The organism is Bradyrhizobium acaciae (genome assembly GCF_020889785.1).
In the GTDB taxonomy this organism is placed as follows: domain Bacteria; phylum Pseudomonadota; class Alphaproteobacteria; order Rhizobiales; family Xanthobacteraceae; genus Bradyrhizobium; species Bradyrhizobium acaciae.
Genome location: NZ_JACMYK010000145.1, coordinates 1 through 18,368 on the forward strand (window position 1 = coordinate 1; position 18,368 = coordinate 18,368).

Annotated in this window: 14 protein-coding genes, 1 tRNA gene and 1 pseudogene; 8 read left to right on the forward strand and 8 right to left on the reverse strand. The window is 64.6% G+C overall.

From position 1 onward, the window contains the following. Positions 1 to 218: 218 nt before the first annotated feature. A complete protein-coding gene (locus tag H8A92_RS33670; protein ID WP_163159422.1) occupies positions 219 to 692 on the reverse strand; it encodes an Hsp20 family protein in 474 nt (157 codons plus the stop codon). Between the two features lie 221 nt (positions 693 to 913). On the opposite strand from H8A92_RS33670, the gene H8A92_RS33675 reads away from it, so the two are divergent. Further along, the gene (locus H8A92_RS33675; protein WP_229199677.1) at positions 914 to 1,861 is read left to right on the forward strand and encodes an alpha/beta hydrolase; all 948 of its coding nucleotides are present in this window, start codon (positions 914 to 916) and stop codon (positions 1,859 to 1,861) included. 88 nt (positions 1,862 to 1,949) lie between these two features. Here the strand turns inward: H8A92_RS33675 and H8A92_RS33680 are convergent, their stop codons facing one another. Together H8A92_RS33680 and H8A92_RS33685 are read right to left on the reverse strand one after the other, a co-directional pair. Then, complete coding sequence (locus H8A92_RS33680) at positions 1,950 to 2,609, reverse strand: hypothetical protein (protein WP_229199678.1); 660 nt, start codon at positions 2,607 to 2,609, stop codon at positions 1,950 to 1,952. A gap of 60 nt (positions 2,610 to 2,669) precedes the next feature. Continuing rightward, entirely contained in the window at positions 2,670 to 4,469 is a 1,800-nt protein-coding gene (locus H8A92_RS33685; RefSeq protein ID WP_229199679.1) for an adenylate/guanylate cyclase domain-containing protein, read from the reverse strand. Positions 4,470 to 4,708: 239 nt separating this feature from the next. Here H8A92_RS33685 and H8A92_RS33690 point away from each other — a divergent pair, with 239 nt between their 5' ends. Beyond that, entirely contained in the window at positions 4,709 to 5,344 is a 636-nt protein-coding gene (locus tag H8A92_RS33690) for a LysE family translocator (RefSeq protein WP_229199680.1), read from the forward strand. A gap of 92 nt (positions 5,345 to 5,436) precedes the next feature. Here H8A92_RS33690 and H8A92_RS33695 read toward each other — a convergent pair whose 3' ends face one another. Next, positions 5,437 to 6,189, reverse strand: a complete 753-nt coding sequence (locus tag H8A92_RS33695) for a sulfite exporter TauE/SafE family protein (RefSeq protein WP_163159431.1) — start codon at positions 6,187 to 6,189, stop codon at positions 5,437 to 5,439. 92 nt (positions 6,190 to 6,281) lie between these two features. Between H8A92_RS33695 and H8A92_RS33700 the strand changes: the two genes are divergently transcribed. After that, positions 6,282 to 7,175 carry a LysR substrate-binding domain-containing protein gene (locus H8A92_RS33700; protein ID WP_229199681.1) on the forward strand — a complete coding sequence of 298 codons (894 nt, stop codon included), beginning with the start codon at positions 6,282 to 6,284 and terminating at the stop codon, positions 7,173 to 7,175. A 7-nt stretch (positions 7,176 to 7,182) separates the two neighbouring features. Here the strand turns inward: H8A92_RS33700 and H8A92_RS33705 are convergent, their stop codons facing one another. The 3 genes from H8A92_RS33705 to H8A92_RS33715 form a co-directional block, all read right to left on the reverse strand. Then, positions 7,183 to 8,151: a Bug family tripartite tricarboxylate transporter substrate binding protein gene (locus tag H8A92_RS33705; protein WP_229199682.1), complete on the reverse strand. Its 969-nt coding sequence runs from the start codon at positions 8,149 to 8,151 to the stop codon at positions 7,183 to 7,185. A 99-nt stretch (positions 8,152 to 8,250) separates the two neighbouring features. Next, the gene (gene hisN / locus H8A92_RS33710; RefSeq protein ID WP_229199683.1) at positions 8,251 to 9,030 is read right to left on the reverse strand and encodes a histidinol-phosphatase; all 780 of its coding nucleotides are present in this window, start codon (positions 9,028 to 9,030) and stop codon (positions 8,251 to 8,253) included. Between the two features lie 587 nt (positions 9,031 to 9,617). Further along, on the reverse strand, positions 9,618 to 10,505 hold the full coding sequence (locus H8A92_RS33715) for an N-formylglutamate amidohydrolase (RefSeq protein ID WP_229199684.1): 888 nt from the start codon (positions 10,503 to 10,505) through the stop codon (positions 9,618 to 9,620). Positions 10,506 to 10,809: 304 nt separating this feature from the next. Between H8A92_RS33715 and cpdR the strand changes: the two genes are divergently transcribed. After that, entirely contained in the window at positions 10,810 to 11,169 is a 360-nt protein-coding gene (cpdR, locus tag H8A92_RS33720) for a cell cycle two-component system response regulator CpdR (protein WP_016843340.1), read from the forward strand. A 79-nt stretch (positions 11,170 to 11,248) separates the two neighbouring features. Next, a tRNA-Val gene (locus H8A92_RS33725) sits at positions 11,249 to 11,323 on the forward strand. A 249-nt stretch (positions 11,324 to 11,572) separates the two neighbouring features. Here H8A92_RS33725 and H8A92_RS33730 read toward each other — a convergent pair. After that, entirely contained in the window at positions 11,573 to 12,007 is a 435-nt protein-coding gene (locus H8A92_RS33730; protein WP_229199685.1) for a hypothetical protein, read from the reverse strand. A 365-nt stretch (positions 12,008 to 12,372) separates the two neighbouring features. Between H8A92_RS33730 and H8A92_RS33735 the strand changes: the two genes are divergently transcribed. The 3 genes and pseudogenes from H8A92_RS33735 to H8A92_RS33745 all read left to right on the forward strand — a co-directional run. Then, complete coding sequence (locus H8A92_RS33735; RefSeq protein ID WP_229199686.1) at positions 12,373 to 14,043, forward strand: peptidoglycan-binding domain-containing protein; 1,671 nt, start codon at positions 12,373 to 12,375, stop codon at positions 14,041 to 14,043. A gap of 1,563 nt (positions 14,044 to 15,606) precedes the next feature. Continuing rightward, positions 15,607 to 16,635 carry an AraC family transcriptional regulator gene (locus H8A92_RS33740; protein WP_229199687.1) on the forward strand — a complete coding sequence of 343 codons (1,029 nt, stop codon included), beginning with the start codon at positions 15,607 to 15,609 and terminating at the stop codon, positions 16,633 to 16,635. 288 nt (positions 16,636 to 16,923) lie between these two features. After that, positions 16,924 to 18,368, forward strand: a pseudogene (locus tag H8A92_RS33745) (calcium-binding protein); the annotation flags it as partial.

Below are 18,368 nucleotides of genomic sequence, written 5' to 3' on the forward strand. Positions count from 1 at the left end.
GCCCAGGCAGCGGCGCCACAGGCCGTTCGGCAGGCGGAGGTCCCGACCGTCGGTCAGGCGGCCGCATCGCCGGCAGCGCCCCCGCCCGCGATCCTGCCGACCCAGGAGATGCCGAAGGTGCAGGGGTTGGAATAGCGGCAACCGGCAACAAAAAACGCCCCGGTTTCCCGGGGCGTTTTCGCGTCCAGCCAATATCTGCTGACGCGGGAGGTGTTTGCTTAGGCCGCGACCTTCGCCGAGCCGTCAACGACCTGCGGGGCCTTCTCGCCGCCGCCGATCGGAATGCTGCGGGGCTTCTTGGCTTCGGGAATCTCGCGGACGAGATCGACGTGGAGCAGGCCGTTCTCGAGCGAAGCGTTCTTCACCTGCACGAAGTCGGCAAGCTGGAAGACGCGCTCGAAGGCGCGGGAGGCGATGCCGCGATAGAGCACTTCGGAGCTGTTGCCGGAATTCTCGTTGGCGGTTTTCTCGCCCTTGATCGTCAGCGTGTTCTCCTTCGCGACGATCGAAAGCTCGGCCTGCGAGAAGCCGGAGACCGCAACGCTGATCCGGTAAGCATTCTCGCCGGTGCGCTCGATGTTGTAGGGGGGATAGCCGGGGCTGCCGTCCGAGGTCACCTGATCGAGCAGGTTGAAGAGGCGGTCGAAGCCGACGGTGGAACGATAGAACGGAGTCAGGTCGTAGCTACGCATAGGGTAGTCCTCCATTGAGCGACTGTTTCAGTTACCCGCCCGCCAATCGGGCCGGGCTTAGATGTGTGCAGCCTGATGTTCCGGTTCCGAAACACTGGTAGCGGCCTGCACTAGGATGATATGGGAGAGGTCACGTCGCGTTCAAGAGGCGGAAACCGCATCGCTTTTTTGGCGCTGGCGCCCTTGACCTCCACCCTGTCCCTTCACGCCCGGTCTCCCGCATGACGCTCGTCTCGATTCCCGCCAACCCGGTTCCGGACGACGTTGTCAGTGGCACCATCAAGACATCAGACGGAGCCGAATTGCGCTTCGCGCGCTGGGCGCCGCCGCCCGGACGCAAGGGCACGGTCTGCTTGTTCGGCGGACGCGGCGAGATGATCGAAAAATATTTCGAGACCGTGCGCGACCTGCGTGACCGCGGCTTTGCGGTGGCGATGATCGACTGGCGCGGGCAGGGCCACTCGTCGCGGCGGCTGCGCGATCCGCGCAAGGGCTACGTGCGCGACTTCGCCGACTACGAGGTCGACGTCGAGGCCTTCGTGCAGCAGGTGGTGCTGCCGGATTGCCCGCCGCCCTATTTCGCGCTGGCGCATTCGATGGGCGGCGCGGTGATGCTGCGGGTTGCGCATGCCGGCAAGCGCTGGTTCGACCGCATGGTGCTGTCGGCGCCGATGATCGACCTGCCGCGCGGCCGCGTCTCTTTCTTTCCGAGCGCGCTGCTCAGGATCATGCGCTTGACCGGGCAGGGCGGCAATTATGTGCCGGGCGGCAGCAGCGAACTGGTCGGGCTCGCGCCCTTCATCGGCAATCCCGTGACCAGCGATCCGGTGCGTCACGCCCGCAACGCGGCGATCCTGGAAGAAGACCCGACGCTCGGGATTGCGGCGCCGACGATCGCCTGGGCCGACACCGCCTTCACCGCGATGCGCACCTTCCGCGGCATGTCGTATCCGTCCGAAATCCGCCAGCCGATCCTGATGCTGGCGGCGAGCAATGACGAGGTGGTGTCGACGGCCGCGATCGAGGAGTTCGCCTATCATCTGCGCGCCGGCTCGCACCTCGTGATCGCCGGCTCCAAGCACGAGATCCTTCAGGAGCAGGATCGCTATCGCGGGCAATTCTGGGCGGCATTCGATGCCTTCGTGCCGGGCACGCCGCTGTTCAAATAATCGGCATTTGATCCTGACGCGTTTACTTGACGCCGGCCGGTGTCCACTTCGCTTTGGTGCGAAGCCCATTCCCTGAACGCATTCGGGATCAGCCGTTGAGCAGCGCGACGATCCGGTCGGGAAAGCGTTCTTCCACGAACAGGGTCCTGACCTCGGCGACGCTGAGATAGCGGTCCTCGCCTTCGCCCTTGCCCATGATGTCGAGCAGCACCGGCCACTCGCCGAGCATCAAGAGCGGATAGTAGCAGTGCAGGATGCCGTAGGACGGCGGATGCTCGTCCTTGGCGCGCTGGAAGTTTGCCGCCATGAAGATCTTGATCTCGGCGGCCGACAGCCCGCGTTCGATGCTGCCGTCGGGCGCCTTGTGGTCCGAGCCGAAGGTGGCGAGCCGCGCGATCTCGTCCTCATGCACCACGGCATGCTGGTCGAGGATGCGCGAGCCGGCGCCGTGCTTGTCGAGCGGGCCGTTGCGCAACGCGTCGAGGATTGCGCCCTGCAACAGGCTGCGGATCTGGCTGAAGGGGCCGATGCCGTTGGCCATCTGCGCGACCATGAAGATCTTCGCGCCGGCATTGAGCGCCGCAAGGCCGGTCTTGCCGGTGGCGCGGTCGATGGTTTCGGTCAGCTTCGGCAGCGGTACGACATGGCCGCCGACATAGCCGCCGGCGACCAGCGCGCGCAGGAATGGGCAGGGATTGTCAGGGGAAACCCGCGGGGCGGGCGCCTCGCCTGCAGCCGTATCGGACATCAAACCACATCCTGAAAAGCGTCAGCTTAAAAAGCATCCGTTACCGGTGGATGAATTCGCTCAGGAATCGACGGCGAATTTCGATGTGGATGCAACCAGAGCGAGTTTGCCGAAGGGGAGGCCGGCTTTCAAGAGGCCGTCGCGATAATGGGCAATGTCCGCCGGGTTCTTCCAGTGGAAATTGCGCAAATGACGCTCCACCGTCAGATCGGGATGGTCGGCGAGCAGCGCCTCCGCTGCCTGCGCGGCCTCGTCGGCACGGCCGAGCTGGGCGAGTGCCGCGGTGCGTACCGCAAGGCACTGCAGGTGGTTCGGATTGAGATACAGCCCTTCGCGCGACCACGACAGCGATGCGTCATATTGCCCGAGCAGATAATGGCTGAACGCGTTCAACGCGGCCCATTGGTAGCGCGGATCGCTGTTGCCGCGCTGGACTGCCGTCGAGAACAGCTCGACCGCCTGGCGATGGTCGCCGATCACCATGTGGCAAATGCCGAGCACGCCGCGCGCGCCCATGTCGTAGGGATTGAGCTCGATCGCCCGCTTGATGGCGTCCATCGCGGCTTCGTAGTGGCCCTGCATCGCGTGCAGATAGGCCAGCAGCGAAAACGCGAACGAGGAGCGCGGGTCGAGCCGGACGCTGCTCTCGGCCAGACTGACCGACGTCGCCCACAATTCGCGCGTGCTCGGAATCCAGCCGAACTGGATGCTCTGGATCTGGATCAGTGCGAGATAGGCGCGCGCGATCGCCAGCGCGGGGTCGAGCTCGATCGCCTCCTTGAACAGCGCGATCGCGGTATCGCAATCGTCCTTGGTCTGGTGATAGTAGTGCGACAGGCCCTTCAGGAAGCGATCCCACGCCGTCAGCTCGGAGTTCGGCGAGCGCGCCGGTGCCGATGCCTCGGCGCGGTAGATCTCCTGCGCGACCGCGGCGGACAGGTTCGCGGTGATCTCGTCCTGCATCGCGAACAGGTCGCCCATGTCGCGGTCGTAGCGGCCGGTCCACAATTGTTCGCCTTTTTCGGGCGCGATCAACTCGGCGGTGACGCGGATCTTGTTGCCGGCGCGACGCACCGAGCCCTGGATCAGATAGGTCGCGTCGATCTCGCGCGCGATCAGGCGGGTCGAGACGTTCTTGCCCTTGTAGGCGAAGGTCGAGTTGCGGCTCAGCACGCGATAGAAGGATTGCAGCGACAGCGCGTGGATCAGATCCTCGGTCAGGCCGTCCGAAAAATATTCGTCGGCGCTGCCGCTCAGATTGTCGAACGGCAGCACGCCGACGATCGCGGTCCGGTATTGCCCGGGCAGATGCGGCCCGTCGTCCGGAGCCTGTTCCTTGGTATCGGATCCGGCCGGTGCCCAAGTCCAGACATTGACCGGTTCGGCGATGTTCTTGAAGCGGTGCGGGCCGGCGTCGATGAGCGTGACGGCAAGCCGCCGCCCGGCCTCGGTCCTGGCCTTCTCCGATACCGCGATGCCGCCGGGCACGGCGACCGTCTCGAGACGGACGGCGATGTTGACGTCGTCGCCGAACACCTCGTCCTCGTCGGCCATGACGTCGCCCATGTGGACGCCCATCCGGAAGTGCATGGCGCGGTCGGCCGGCAAATGTTCGTTGCGCTCGGCCATCAGCGTCTGCATGGCAACGGCGGCTTCGATCGCGCCGATGATGCTCGGAAATTCCAGCAGGAAGCCGTCGCCGGTGTTTTTGACGATTCGGCCACCATGGTTGAGGATGATGGGGTAGATCGCGCTGCGATGCGCCTTGAACGAGGCATGCGTCCCCGCCTCGTCGACTCCCATCATGCGGGAATAGCCGGCGATATCAGCGCAAAGAATGGCAGCGAGCCGTCTTTCCATGTCTCCTGTGCCCTGGGATGGCCACTTAGCCGAGGTGACCGAATCCGATACTTACAAGACAGGCCGGGTCCGGCGGAAGCTCGGTTTACGTGCACCTATAATGCATAGTAGCAGGAATTGGCATGCGACCAACGGATCGTACAGTCCGTTTCCCTACTGAATTCGTGTGTCGCCGGGATGGCAGGGTTTGGCTGATCGTCCTTTCGGGTTCGTTACTTACATGGGTTAATGTGGCCGCGATGCTGGGAATTCACGAGCTTTGGCTGTTTGTCCTGTCCGGGCTGCTGCTCAACGTCACGCCGGGGCCGGATACCGCTTATATCATAGGGCGCACGATTCAGCTCGGATGGCGCGGCGGAGCCGCTGCGGCGATCGGTATCAGCTGCGGCTGCCTGGTCCATGTGCTGGGCGCGGCGATCGGGCTGTCGGCGCTGCTGATGGCCTCGTCAACGGCCTTCCTCGCCGTCAAGCTGATCGGCGCGGCCTATCTGGTGCTGACCGGCCTGCAGATGCTGTTGTCGCGCGCCAGGCCGATCGCCGAGATCGCGGGGCAAGGCGACGAGACCTCGATCTCGCGTGTGTTCTGGCAGGGGGCGCTGACCAACATCCTCAATCCTAAGGTGGCGCTGTTCTTCCTGGCCTTCCTGCCGCAATTCGTGGCGGCGGACTCAGCCCACAAGACGCTCGCCTTCCTGGTGCTCGGGCTGATCTTCATCACCGGCGGCACGCTGTGGTGCTTCGGCCTCGCGGCCTTTGCGGCGCGGGCCGCCGGTCGCATCCGGCAATCGGCCGGCATGATCGCCTGGATCAACCGTTCGCTCGGCGCGCTTTTCATCTATCTCGGTGTCCGCGTCGCCATGCTGGAGGCGCGCTAGCCGTCGCCGAAGCGTTTTCGAGCGAAGCCTGTCCCGCACTTGATGCGGGATGGCTTACCGGCTCGCACGAAGAAAACGCGTCAAACAAGAATCTAGCCGTGGATCTTGAGCAGCGCGCTGCCGGCGAGATAGATGCCGAGCAGAATCATCGAGATCAGGAACCAGCGGCGGAAGACTTCGGGATGCATCCGTGTGCGGACGGCCTGGCCGATGAACATGCCGGTGAACGAGGCCACCATCGCGACCGCACCCGGTAGCGCGGTGGCCGCCGTCAGCAGGCCCGAGGCCGTGAGGTTGAAGGCGAGTGCCACAGTCGCCGTCGTGAAGAAGACGCCGAGCGCCTGCACCAACTCGTCCTTCTCCATGCCGATCGCCTGCATGAAGGGCATCGAAGGGATGACCTGAACGCCGGTTGCCGCCGAGATCAACCCGGTGATGACGCCGACGATGCCGCCGACCCATTTCTCGTCGCGCCGCCTGACCTTGAAGTTGAACCTGCTCAGGCCGACGATCGCGTAGATTACCAGCAGCGCGCCGAGCACGACGGTGCCGTAGGCCGCATAAGGCCCGGTCAACAGCCCGGCATTGATCCAGATACCGACGACGGTGCCGAGCATCAGCGGCCAAAGCCGCTTGATGATGTCGCGCAGATAGGGGCCGACAAAGGTCTGCCAGATATTGGTGACGACCGCCGGCACGATCACGATCGCAATCGCCTGGCCCGGAGCCATCGTGGTTGCCAGCAACCCCATCGCGACGGTCGGCAGACCGAGACCGAGAGTGCCCTTGACGAAGCCGGCGAGCAGGAAGGCGAAAGCGATGAAGATCAGGAGATGGTCGACCATGGCTGCACGTTGACCGATCGATGCGATCGGCACAATCTGGAGGTTACGGAGATAGCCTTCGGGCAGTCCGAAGGGCGGGGGTGGGTAACGTCATGCGGTTCGACCTGATCGACTTGCAATTGTTCATCGCGGTGGCGGATGCGCGCAGCATTACCCAGGGCGCGGTGCGCGCCAACCTTGCGCTAGCCTCGGCCAGCGAGCGAATCAAGGGCCTCGAGGAAGCGCTTGGTGTCGCGCTGCTCAAGCGCGGCCGGCGAGGCGTCGAACTGACCGCAGCGGGCGAGAGCCTGCTCGGCCATGCCCGAATCGTACTCCACAATGTCGAGGCCCTGCAGAGTGATCTCGCCGCCTATGCCAGCGGTGTCCGCGCCAACGTGCTGCTGCTCGCCAACACCTCGGGCCTGTCGGAGCATCTGCCGCGGGCGCTGGCGGCATTCCTGCACCAGCATCCCGATATCAGCGTCGACGTCGAGGAGCGCGAGAGCACCGATATCGCGACCGCGATCGCCAGCGGGGCTGCCGACCTCGGTTTCGCCGCCGAACATGCGCTCCCCGACAGCGTCGAGCGCTTCCTGTTCAGCGAGGACCGGCTGATGCTGGTGGCCCCGCGGCGCAGCGATCTCGGCGGCCGCCGCCAGATCGATTTCCAGGAAGTCGTCGGCCGCGATTTCGTCGGCCTGACGGCGACGTCCGCGCTGCAGGTCCATATTTCCCGGCATGCTGCAAAGCTCGGTGCGCGGCTGCGCTTCCGTGCCCGCCTGCGCGGCTTCGACGCCATCTGCCAGATGGTCGCCGCCGATGTCGGCATCGCTGTGGTTCCGGAAACCGCGGCGCGGCGGTGCGCTGCGGCGATGCCGATCACAACCATCCGGATCCGCGATGCCTGGGCCAACCGCCGGTTGACGATCTGCGCCCGCAGCTTCAAGGCGCTGCCGCGGGCGGCCAAGCAGCTGGTGGAATATCTGCGGGCCGAAGCGCAGCGCTGACGGCATCCTACTTCGCCGTCACCACGCCGGCGTCCTGGATCACCTTGGCCCATTTCCTGATGTCGGCTGCGACGAAGTCGCGGAAATGCTCCGGCGTGTCGCCGACCAGCGTCAGGCCTTGCTCGGCGAGTTTCGCTTTGACCGCCGGATCAGCCATCGCATCGGTGGCGAGCTTGTTCAGTCTTGCGACGATCGCCGGCGGCGTACCCGCGGGCGCGACCATGCCGTACCAGTTCTCGATGATTAGGTCGGGCATGCCGGCTTCCGCCATGGTCGGCACATCGGGCGCGGTCGGGGCGCGCTCGCGCCCACCGAGCGCAATCGGGCGCAGCGAGCCCGCCTTGATCTGCGGCAGAATCACCGGCAGGTCCAGAAAAGTCATCTGCACCTGCTGACCCAGCAGATCGTTCACCGCGGGGGCCGCGCCGCGATAGGGCACGTGCACGATGTCGATCTTCGTCGTCAGCTTGAACAATTCGCAGGCCAGATGCGGCAGGCTGCCGGGGCCGGAGGAGGCGAAGTTGAGCTTGCCCGGCTGTGCCCGGGCGAGCGCAACGAGCTCGCTCATGTTGCTCGCCGGCACGTCGGTGGCGACCACCAGCATCTCCGGCACGGTGGCGACCAGCGTCACCGGCGCGAGATCCTTCAGCGTGTCGTAGGCGACCTTTTCCATGCTCGGGCTGATTGCGAGCGCCCCGGCGCTGGCAATCGCGACCGTGTAGCCGTCGGGCGCAGCCTTCGCGACCGCATCGGTGCCGAGCACGCCGCCCTGGCCGGCGCGGTTGTCGACGATGATCGGCTGCTTCACCAGCTCCGACATCTTCTGCCCGATCACCCGCGCGATGATGTCGTTCGGACCGCCGGGCGGGAACGGCACGATCATTCGGATCGGCTTGCTCGGGAACTCCTGGGCCGAGGCCGTGATGGGTGCGACAAGCAGGAGAAAGACTGCCAGCAGCCTGCTGCAAATCGTCATGTGCGCCCATCCCTGACTTTTCTCGTTGCCGTCAGGATGGGCGCAGTTCAATCGCGCGGCAACTCACGAATCACGCTGAGACGAATCAGGCCAGGAAAATCAGGCGTTGAGCAGCTTCATCGCGGCTTCATGCACGCGCGGGTCGCCGGCGGCGATGATGCGGCCGCCGCCTTGCGCCGGCTTGCCGTCCCAGGTGGTGACGACGCCGCCGGCGCCGGTGACGATCGGGATCAGGCCGGCGATGTCGTAGGGTTTCAGCTCGGTCTCGATCACGAGGTCGAGGTGGCCGGCTGCGAGCATGCAATAGGAGTAGCAGTCGCCGCCGTAGCGCGACAGCCGCGCCGCATTCTCGACGCGGCCAAAGCGTTCGCGGTGATCCGGATTCATCAGCAGCGGGCTGGTGGTGAAGACGGTTGCTTCCTTCAGCGTGGCGCAGCGCCGTACCGAGAGCCGCCGCTCGCCGGACGGCCCGGAGTAGTTCGCCGAGCCGTTGTCGCCGGAGAATCGCTCGCCGATATAGGGCTGGTGCATCATACCGAATACCGGCGTACCTTTGTGCAGCAGCGCGATCAGCGTGCCCCAGATCGGGAAGCCGGCGATGAAGGACTTCGTGCCGTCGATCGGATCGAGCACCCAGACATAGTCGGCGTCCTCGCGCTCATTGCCGAACTCCTCGCCGACGATGCCGTGCTGGGGGAAGTTCGCCTTGATCAGCCGCCGCATCACGGCTTCCGCGGCCCGGTCGGCCTCGGTGACCGGATCGAAATCGTTCGAGCTCTTGTTGTCGACCGAGAGCGAGGTGCGGAAGAACGGCAGGATGGTTTCGCCGGATGCGGTCGCGAGGCGGCCGATGAAGGCGGTAAAGTCGATGACCGTCACGGCATGTCCCTGAAATGCGCAAACGGCGCGGTAGAAACCGGATCTGCTCTTGCCTAGCTCAATCCGATGCGGCGCGCACGATTAACGGAGCGTTATCCCAGCCCGATGATCCGGTTCCAGGCTTTCGATTTGGTTCGGATTCGAAAGTCTCGAGCGCTCCGGAGCGGATCACGAAGTTGCGAGTTCTGGTATACAAGCTATGCGCAGAGCGCCGACTGATCTGGTCTTTCTCCGTAAACATTTGATATTTAACGGATTAATTCGGTGCCGCGGCCGTGTTGCAGATTCGCCAGACTTACCAACATTGCGCGAGAAATGTTTCGAAAGTTCTTGCGTTTTGTGCAGCGCGGTCGCATATTGTTGCGGTGCGGTAGCGCCTCGCGCTATCGCTGCCCTCCTTGGGCGTTTCCTCCCTAGACTTGGGCCGCTTGTTCATTCAAGCGGCCCTTTTTTCTTGGGCCGTCTCTTTATCTCTTCGGACTTCTCGGCTTCGCATTGAACGCGAAGCGGGATTCCACTTCTCCGCTCAGGCTACGCCAGCAACCTGAATTCCAAGTTCACGACTTCGTCGTGCCTCGGATCAAAGTCTACTCCGCCGCCGCCTGGAACGGGCCGAGATCCCCGAACGGAATTTTCGCAAGCGCATCCCCCAGGGTCGCGAAGTCGGCCGCCACCTGCGCGAAGCGCGGCCCGCGCTCGCGGCGGCGCTCATCCATATAGACCGCGCGGTTGAGCTCGATCTGCACGGTGTGCAGGCCGCTCGCCGGATTGCCGTAATGCTCGGTGATGAAGCCGCCGGCATAGGGCTTGTTGCGACCGATCGAATAGCCGAGCGAGCCCATGATCTCCTCGACCAGATCCGGCAGCAGCGGCGCGCAGCTCGTGCCATAGCGGTCGCCGATCACGACGTCGGGCCGGCGCGGCTCGTCGCGCGATACGCCGACCGACGGCATCGAGTGGCAGTCGACCAGGATCACGGCGCCGAACGCCTGGTGCGCCTTGTTGATCAGCCGGCGCAGCGCGCGGTGATAGGGCTTGTAGAGGACCTCGATCCGCCGCAGCGCTTCGTCGACCTCGAGCCGCTCGCGGTAGATCTCCTGGCCGTCGCCGACCACCCGCGGGATGGTGCCGAGGCCGCCGGCCACCCGCATCGAGCGGGTGTTGGCAAAGCTCGGCAGCCGCCCGGTGAACATCCGCGGGTCGAGCTCATAGGGTTCGCGGTTCACGTCGACATAGGAGCGCGGGAAGTTGACCCGGACGATCGGAAAGCCGCGATGGCTCAGGCCCGCGATCAACTCGTCCATGAAGCTGTCTTCGGAGCGGCGCAGCGACGTCACGTCGATTCGCGACGCCTCGACGAATTCGGCCGGGTAGACCGAACCCGAATGCGGGGAATTGAAGATGATCGGCGCGCGCCAGGCCTGCGGCTCAACGATCTCGAACGGGGGCGACAACTCGCCAGCAAATTCGGTCATTCCCTTGGCGCCGTCCCTTGCGTCCGCCTTGCCCCGCAACAACTGGTTCTGCCGGAAAAGCGGAGATTTATGGGCGGGCATTGTCTGTAATCGCGATCATTCTGCCAAGTGAAAAGAGTGCCGTATCGGCTGGAACGCGCCTTAAAGGCAGGAAATGCCGCACGAGGTTGCTTCGACCCATGGTTCAGTCCACAAATAGGCCGTGCCCGACGCCTCAGGCTTGACGTAAATTTCACCCGAAATTTACCGACTGTCGGGCTTACTGTTCGGACTGATCCTCAAGCCGGATTCGACGATTCCTGCCATGCCGAAAATTCTTCTCGCCGAAGACGACACCGATATGCGCCGCTTCCTGGTCAAGGCGCTCGAAAATGCGGGCTTCAAGGTCTCGCCGCACGATAACGGCATGTCGGCCTACCAGCGGCTTCGCGAGGAGCCGTTCGAAATGCTGCTCACCGACATCGTGATGCCCGAGATGGACGGCATCGAACTGGCGCGCCGCGCCTCGGAACTCGATCCTGATATCAAGATCATGTTCATCACCGGCTTCGCCGCGGTGGCCCTCAATTCCGATTCGGAGGCGCCGAAAAACGCCAAGGTATTGGCCAAGCCCGTGCACCTGAGGGAATTGGTTAGCGAAGTGAATAAGTTGCTGGCGGCCTGATTCGCCAAAAAACCTTCACTTTGTATCCTTGCCTGCCCCGCCGGCGTCCGTTATAGGGACCCGATCCAAACATGGCTTTGGGTGCGTAGCTCAGCGGGAGAGCACTACCTTGACATGGTAGGGGTCACAGGTTCGATCCCTGTCGCACCCACCATCCTTTGCTCGCGCAGCGAGAGAAGGATGCCACGCCGAAGTCCAAAGGGCGAAGGCGGGCCTTTGGCCACGAGCTTCGGCTCGGCAAGCCGCGCTTCGGAATGAAGCGGCAGCAATCTGATTCAACCTGTCGAACAGCCAAGCTCCCGGTCTCATCACCCGCGCAGGCCCGGCGGTTGCCGCCGGGCTCGGCTCAGCGGGCAAAACGGCTCGCGATCATCACACTGCCGCGCCCTCGGTCTGTCCGATCTCACCAATGATGCCAGCGATGATGCCAACGCGGGTAGCCGCCGCGATAGTAGGCGTAAGAAGCGTATGCCGGCCGCACCACGTGACGATAGCGGTAGCCGTAATAGGCCGGCCTGTACCCGCTGTAATATGTCGTGGTGTATCCGCCGCCCCAACGATATGGCGCGTAGCCGTAATCGTCATCATAGGCATAGGCGCCGTAACCGGGCGCGTAGTAGGCGGGTGCGTAGCCGTAGCCGGGATAGCCGTAGCCATATCCGTAACCGGGGCCCCAGCCGTAGGCCGATGAGGCGATGCCACCGACCACTGCGCCCGCGATCAAGCCACCTGCGAGCGCCGGGCCGAATCCTCCGCGCGCTTCGGCGGGTGCCGGGGCCGCGATGGCGCTGATGCCAAGTCCACCGACGGTTGCGAGAACGAGTGCTGTCTTCCGCATGAGATCCTCCTCCAATGTGACTGCCCTGCCTACAACCGGGCGAGGTGGCATTGGTTGCTGACGGCCCCAGCTGCAAAGAAGATGGCAACCAGTTCCCCGAGCGAGATCGGGCGCCAGCCCACCGGGGACAAGGTGATCCTGCCGCAGTTCCCGCGGTCGAAACGTCGCGTCGTGCTCATGTTTAGGAACAGGGCGGATAGCGGCTTCGTTTTCCTGCAAGGCAGGTTCACCGGTGGGTCGCACGCACGCCCGTGCCGCGTATCTCGTCGGCTTGTTGGAAAGCGGCTGCGGCGAAGCGAGCGCCAGTTATTATTGGTGCCAGCTTTCGCAACCGAATAGCCGCCAAACTCCAGGAGGAATCGGCAATGCAGAGCAAGATCATCAAGAGCAAGTTTCTGCTGACGACGGCCGTGCTGTTGGCCGGCGTCAGTCTCGCATCGGCGCAAGGCATGCGCGAAGGCGGCGGTGGCGGGGGTAGCATCGGCGGCGGCGGGAGCGCCGGCGCCAGCGAACACGGGCCGTCCGCAGGCGCATCAGCGGGACATGCGGGCGGCGGAATGCAGGGAAGTGCCGGAGCTTCGCACAGCGGCGGCATGACGGTCGGCCAAGGCCAGGGCCCGCGAGAAAGCCAGGGTGCACGCGCCAGTGGCCGCGCTGAAGGTCAGATCGGCGGTAGCGCAGCCGCGCGCAGCGAACGCGTGCAGGGCCAGACCACAGGGCAAGCCCGCGCCAGCGGCCGCGTGGAGGAGAAAGGCGTTGGACAGAACGAGCGTGCTCAGGGCCGGCACGAGCAGGCCGTCGGCCAGAGTCAAAACGGGCGCGAGCAAGTCGGCCGGTCCGAATCGCGTGACCGCAACAGCGCCACAACGCGGCAAAGCCAGCGGCAGCAGGAGAACCGCGCCAAGACCGCCAACCGCAGTCAGGGCGCCACAATTGGTCAGAGCGCCGAGCAGCGCAAGGGTGCGAGCACGACGAATGGCGAGAGCACAAGCGCGAGACAGAACCAGAGCCCAACAACGGGCCAGAATGCGAGGACCGGCCAGACCACCGGTGCGGCCTCCCAGCAGCCCGGCACGACGCAGGGCCAAGTCAACTCCAGCGCCAAGTCCGGGCAGACCACTGGACAGGCCAACACAACGGCCCAGACCCAATCGAACGCAGCAATCCAAACCGAGGCCGGCCGTACCGTGACGGCGCAACAGCAAAGCACGATCCAGCGCTCCGTGCTGTCCGCACGCAACGCGCCGCGCATCAACGCCAATGCGATCAACTTCGCGGTCAATCCGGGCGTGGTGGTGCCGCGGAGGTTTGACGCTGTGTCGGTCTCCGCCTACCCGGCACTGATCGATGCGTTCCCGTATTATCGCGATGACAGCTTCTTCATCGTCGAGGACGAAGTCGTCTTCCTCGATCGCGATCGCCGGGTTGTCGATGTGGTCCCGGTCGGGCCACGAACGCGATTCAGCCACCGTCGCGGCAGCAGCGACAGCTATGCGATGATGGACCTGAGCCCGATGCAGATCCGCGAGGTGCAGCAGGTGCTGATCGATCGCGGCCTGCTGGTCGGCGAGGCCGACGGCGTGCTCGGATCCCGGACCCGCGAGGCGCTGATCACGTTTCAGCGTCGAGAGGGTATCTCGACGAGCGGCAGTGTCGACTCGCGCACGGTCGCGGCGCTGGGTCTGTCGGACCGGATCGGCGAGGGCGCGGGTCGAGGGCCGTCGACGGTCGGTCAGGGCGGCGCAAGGCAGCAGCCTGCCGAGCAGAACACGACCGGCGAGGCGAACCCGCCACTAAACCGGTCGACATCCAGCCACCCCGGAGATCAGCCGTCCACTGAGCAGCCGGCGCCGCAGCACAATACGACGGGCCAGGCCGCGCCGCAGAACCAGTCGACCGTTGGACAGGGCAGCGGCAACCAGCCGGGTGCTGGTCGGGACACGCCGTCCAGCCGGCCCAACCAGAACAACAACCCGCCATCGTCAGGCTCCGGCCAGAGCCCGCAGATGCCGGCGCAAAGCCCCGATCGGAAGTAGCGACGGCGTTTCGAAGGCGTCCCACTTCTCCTTCCCCCTGAAAGGGGGGAAGGTCGGGATGCGGGGCGGCACGACCCATCATGCCATGCCGCCCACGCGCGCGGCTGCATACGCAAATCTCACTTCGATGAGCGGCAAGTGAGGTGAGCACGTCTGCCGGGCCTTATCCTCCCCCTGGAGGGCGCTTGCGCGGGAGGCGCGCTTCCAAAATATCGAAAACAACCCCATGCACAGTAGCCGGCGGTGGCCGGGGCGCTTGACCAGGCTACGACCAGGCTACCGCTCGATGAGGCCGCTGTCCGTAGCGCGTGAAGATGTCGTGTTTTTGTAGCTCGTGCCCCCTTTGCTCGGGGCATCAAAAACACGACACTTCACGAGCTACAAACAGGCGACAGATCACGAGCTACTGACAGGCGCTCGAACAATGACTTGACACGTCGGGCAACTCAGGGGCACACTTCCAATATTCCGAAATCGCGCAGACGCACGCCCTGCCCCTTCCGCAGGTGCGTCCATATGCGCGTTGAAGCGCGTGCAGTGAGGTGAGCACGTCTGCCAGGCTCCCTCTCCCCTTGCGGGAGAGGGTGGGGAGAGGGGTGGCCCCGGGCGAGATGATCGAGCTGCGACGCGCTCTCGCAATCTCGATCATGTGGCGTTGCTGGATTGGATGGAGAGAGCACGCCAGTGGCTACCCCTCTCCCCAGCCCTCCCCCGCAAGGGGGGAGGGAGCCCTTCCGCCGGTGCGTCCCTTACGTATGCGCGTTGAAGCGCGCGAAGCCCGGATGGAAGCGAGGCGTTCCTGGCTGGCGCCGTCGCGTGCGAGCAGACATTGCAAGGACGTCAGGACGACGCGACTTCATGCTCGTCGTCGGGCGCGATCAAGAATTCGATGCGCCGTTGTGACGTTCGTCATCTCGACGTTGACGTGAGAATGCCGCAGCGTATGACAACATGGGCGCCTCGTGCAGCGCGCTCCGTTCGTACGGTTTGCATTCGCATCGCACGTGGTGGATTGCCACATGAATAGGCAGGCGTTGTCAGGCGCGGTCGGCGAGAATCCCGTGCGCGGGGCTCTCGATGTGTCATGTACCGTGCTTAGATCGCTTGTCTCTCGCGACATACGTTTCGTCTCAGCGCGAAGATCGAGAAAATTTTCTGATGACTCTGCGACGATTCGTTGCCCGATCGCATCGCACCGAAGCAATTCCGGATTTCTTCACGGCGTCGCGTTGCCGCCCCTCTGGTTCTCGCGCGGACTGTTCTCTAGATCAGTCAGGCCGACTTGGTGACGGAGCTTCCGCGCCCGAATGCGGCAATGACGCGACAATGAAGAATGCCATGTGTGAGCACGACTGCCACAGGAACCTGCATCGGCCCTATCAGGAGCGGCCGGCATAGGCGGGTGATGTCCGCATCCAAAATGCAGCCTCCTTGTCCGCCTGAAATTCGCCTGCCTGTCAGCGGCCGGTGACGCAACCTTGGGAATGCGCCTCCGTTGAGACGACGTTCGTCGCTTGCGACAACGGGGCACGAAAGTACATGCAACAAGACGACAACGCGCCAGTGAGCGCAGCGCAGCTCCTGGAACAGGTTCCCTTGCCGCGCGAGCCGCGCAACATCAAGGATATCGCGCCGGCGCCGCCGCGGCTGTTCTCGACCCGGCCCTATCCGCCGCCGGAACAGTTCGAGGTCTGGAAGACGCGGATGGCCTCGCTGGTCGACGTCGCGCCGGCGGAAGATCACAGCCCCGCGCAGGGGTTCGAGGTCGAGTACCTGACCTGCAACATGGCCGATGTCGTTTTCACATCCGGCCGCTTTGCCGCGCAAACAATCGCGCGCGCCGCCAAGCCGTCGCAGGGCGCGCCGGTCGATACCTGGTGGTTGTTCCGGGTGCGCGCCGGCGAAGCCCGCTTCGAAACCAGGGAGCGGCGGATGCACGCCGAGCAGGGCGCGGTGTTCCTGATCTCGCTCGACGATGATTTCCGCGGCAGCATCACCAACTATGACGGCCTGGTGCTGGCGTTGCCGCGCCGGTCATTCGCTGATGTGGCCGACCAGCTCGACGGCGTCTGCAATATTCTCCTGTCTGGCAATTTGATAGAATTGCTTGCCGATTATCTCGACAGACTCGAAGCGCGCATCATCCTGATGTCACCGGAGGAGTTGAGGCAGGCTGGGCGGGCGACCGCGCAGATGATCGCCGCATGCATTCAACTGTCCTCGGATCGGCTGGAGCAGGCGAGTGGCACGATCGAATCGATGCTGTTCGAGCGCGCGCGTCTCTATATAGAGACGCACCTCGGCGACTTCGATCTCACGCCGGATCGCGTTGCCCGGCAATTGCGCATCTCGCGCTCCGCCCTCTACCGTGCGTTCGAGAGCGTCGGCGGCGTCGCCGGCTACATCCTGCGCAAGCGGCTGCGCGCAGCGCATGCAGAGCTCGTCGGGTCCACCGACAGGCAGGTGCAGGAGATCGCGTACCGCCACGGCTTCAAGCTCGCGTCGGATTTCACGCGCGCCTTCCGCCGCGAGTTCGGCGTCAGTCCGCGCGAGATGCGCGAACGCGCGCGCCGCAGATCAACTGCCGGTTGAAGATTCGCGGGATACCTGTCGGTGTGTCGGGCAAATCATTCAACTTGTGAGACGATCTGCGCGCTATTTGGACGGCCTGCTGAGTGACGTTGTCAAATATGTGTCTATCATTTTTGTTTATGACGACTCGGGGCATATTGATGGGGCGGTCGAGCGAGCGCTGGGTGGCAAGATGCGCTCCTTGAGTTCGACACACCGTTGGCCAGGACCGGAAGAACATCGCGTGTCATGCGATTGTCTTCATCTCTGCATGTGTGCGGCCAAAGGGCCCGCGCGTCGGCCTGGTCCATGGCGCGTCTCCTCCGGCGTCTGGGCAAGATGTCGCGAAAGGGGCGCACCATGGCTGTCGCACGCAACTCAACCGAATCGCTGAAGCGTCAAGGCCGCACCGGCTTCGTCCGGAGCTGGGTGGCTGCGGGTGATGCGGGCAGCAGGTCGCTGAGGCGCCGGCTGCTGGCGGTGTTGCGTGAGGCGCATCGGACGCTCGGGGTAACGCGCGACCGACTGGGGCTCGGGTCGCTGGGTGCCGGCGGAGCGGTCGGTGCGCTGCTCGTTGTCATGGGGCTCATGAGCTCGCAGGCTGCGTTCGCGCAGGTCGCCATCGGCAATGGGGTCTTGAGCAATCCCGCGAACTGCACCAATCCCACCGCTGCAACTGCAGGGAGCACTGCCATAGGTTGCGGCGCCCACGCTGCCGGTGCAACCTCCACCGCAATCGGCGCCAATACCAACGCGAATGGCCAGAACTCCTTGGCAATTGGCGATTCGAACACTGCGACCGGCGATGGTTCGATCATCGTGGGCTATTCCAACTCCGTGAACGGCCTGAATGCGATCGGCATGGGTGTGTTTGCGAACGCGACCGGCACCAACGCCCTCGCCATAGGCGGAAACGCGCATTCCACCGGGGATGGATCCTCATCCTTCGGCGTCAACACCACTGCAAATGGCGTGGGTGCCTTGGCGCTGGGCTCGACGGCCAGCGCCTCCGGTGGTGCCTCGATCGCGATTGGATTATCCTCTGCGGCTTCATCTTCAAACGGTTCGGGCACCGCCATCGGCGTCAGCGCCAAAGCAAACGCCGGAGCCGGCGGCGGGTCTCCGATCGCGATCGGCGTGAATGCCAATGCCAGCGGGACCGCGCCGGCCGGCTTCACATTCGAGGCCGTTGCTCTCGGCAGCGGTTCCACCGCCACTGGGGCTTGGTCGACCAGCGTCGGGCCGAGCGCTTTGGCGACAGGCACGGGCTCCAGCGCTTTAGGCACGTCGGCCACGGCGTCGGCAAACCAGGCGACCGCAGTTGGTAACGGGGCGACCTCTTCCGCGGTAGGGACCGCAGCTGTGGGATACCTCGCCAATGCCAGCGGCTCCAACGCCGCCGCCTTCGGCACCCAGTCGGCCGCGTCGGGCATCAGTTCGCTGGCGGCCGGCAATCTCGCAACAGCGTCCGGAAATTTCGGCGTCGCCCTGGGCAATCAGGCACAGGCGCTCGCTGCCGGCGGCGCGGTCGCAGTCGGATCTGGCGCAATCGTCAGCAACACGGCGACCGGCGGCATCGCGGTCGGCAACAATGCGAGCTCGAGCAACGTCTCGGCGGCCGCCATCGGTGTCGGGGCTACCGCATCCGGCGGCAACGCCACGGCCATTGGCAACCTGGCGCAGGCAACCGGCACGTATGCGACCGCACTTGGGTCCGGCGGGACCACGCTCGCGACGCGGGTAACCGCCTCGGG

Bases quoted from the DNA above. Each gene is read 5' to 3' on its own strand.
- H8A92_RS33695 (WP_163159431.1), bottom strand. From the start codon at position 6,189: ATGGTCGACCATCTCCTGATCTTCATCGCTTTCGCCTTCCTGCTCGCC.
- H8A92_RS33670 (WP_163159422.1), bottom strand. From the start codon at position 692: ATGCGTAGCTACGACCTGACTCCGTTCTATCGTTCCACCGTCGGCTTC.
- H8A92_RS33675 (WP_229199677.1), top strand. From the start codon at position 914: ATGACGCTCGTCTCGATTCCCGCCAACCCGGTTCCGGACGACGTTGTC.
- H8A92_RS33715 (WP_229199684.1), bottom strand. From the start codon at position 10,505: ATGACCGAATTTGCTGGCGAGTTGTCGCCCCCGTTCGAGATCGTTGAG.
- cpdR (WP_016843340.1), top strand. From the start codon at position 10,810: ATGCCGAAAATTCTTCTCGCCGAAGACGACACCGATATGCGCCGCTTC.
- H8A92_RS33705 (WP_229199682.1), bottom strand. From the start codon at position 8,151: ATGACGATTTGCAGCAGGCTGCTGGCAGTCTTTCTCCTGCTTGTCGCA.
- H8A92_RS33690 (WP_229199680.1), top strand. From the start codon at position 4,709: ATGCTGGGAATTCACGAGCTTTGGCTGTTTGTCCTGTCCGGGCTGCTG.
- H8A92_RS33685 (WP_229199679.1), bottom strand. From the start codon at position 4,469: ATGGAAAGACGGCTCGCTGCCATTCTTTGCGCTGATATCGCCGGCTAT.
- H8A92_RS33730 (WP_229199685.1), bottom strand. From the start codon at position 12,007: ATGCGGAAGACAGCACTCGTTCTCGCAACCGTCGGTGGACTTGGCATC.
- H8A92_RS33680 (WP_229199678.1), bottom strand. From the start codon at position 2,609: ATGTCCGATACGGCTGCAGGCGAGGCGCCCGCCCCGCGGGTTTCCCCT.
- H8A92_RS33735 (WP_229199686.1), top strand. From the start codon at position 12,373: ATGCAGAGCAAGATCATCAAGAGCAAGTTTCTGCTGACGACGGCCGTG.
- H8A92_RS33700 (WP_229199681.1), top strand. From the start codon at position 6,282: ATGCGGTTCGACCTGATCGACTTGCAATTGTTCATCGCGGTGGCGGAT.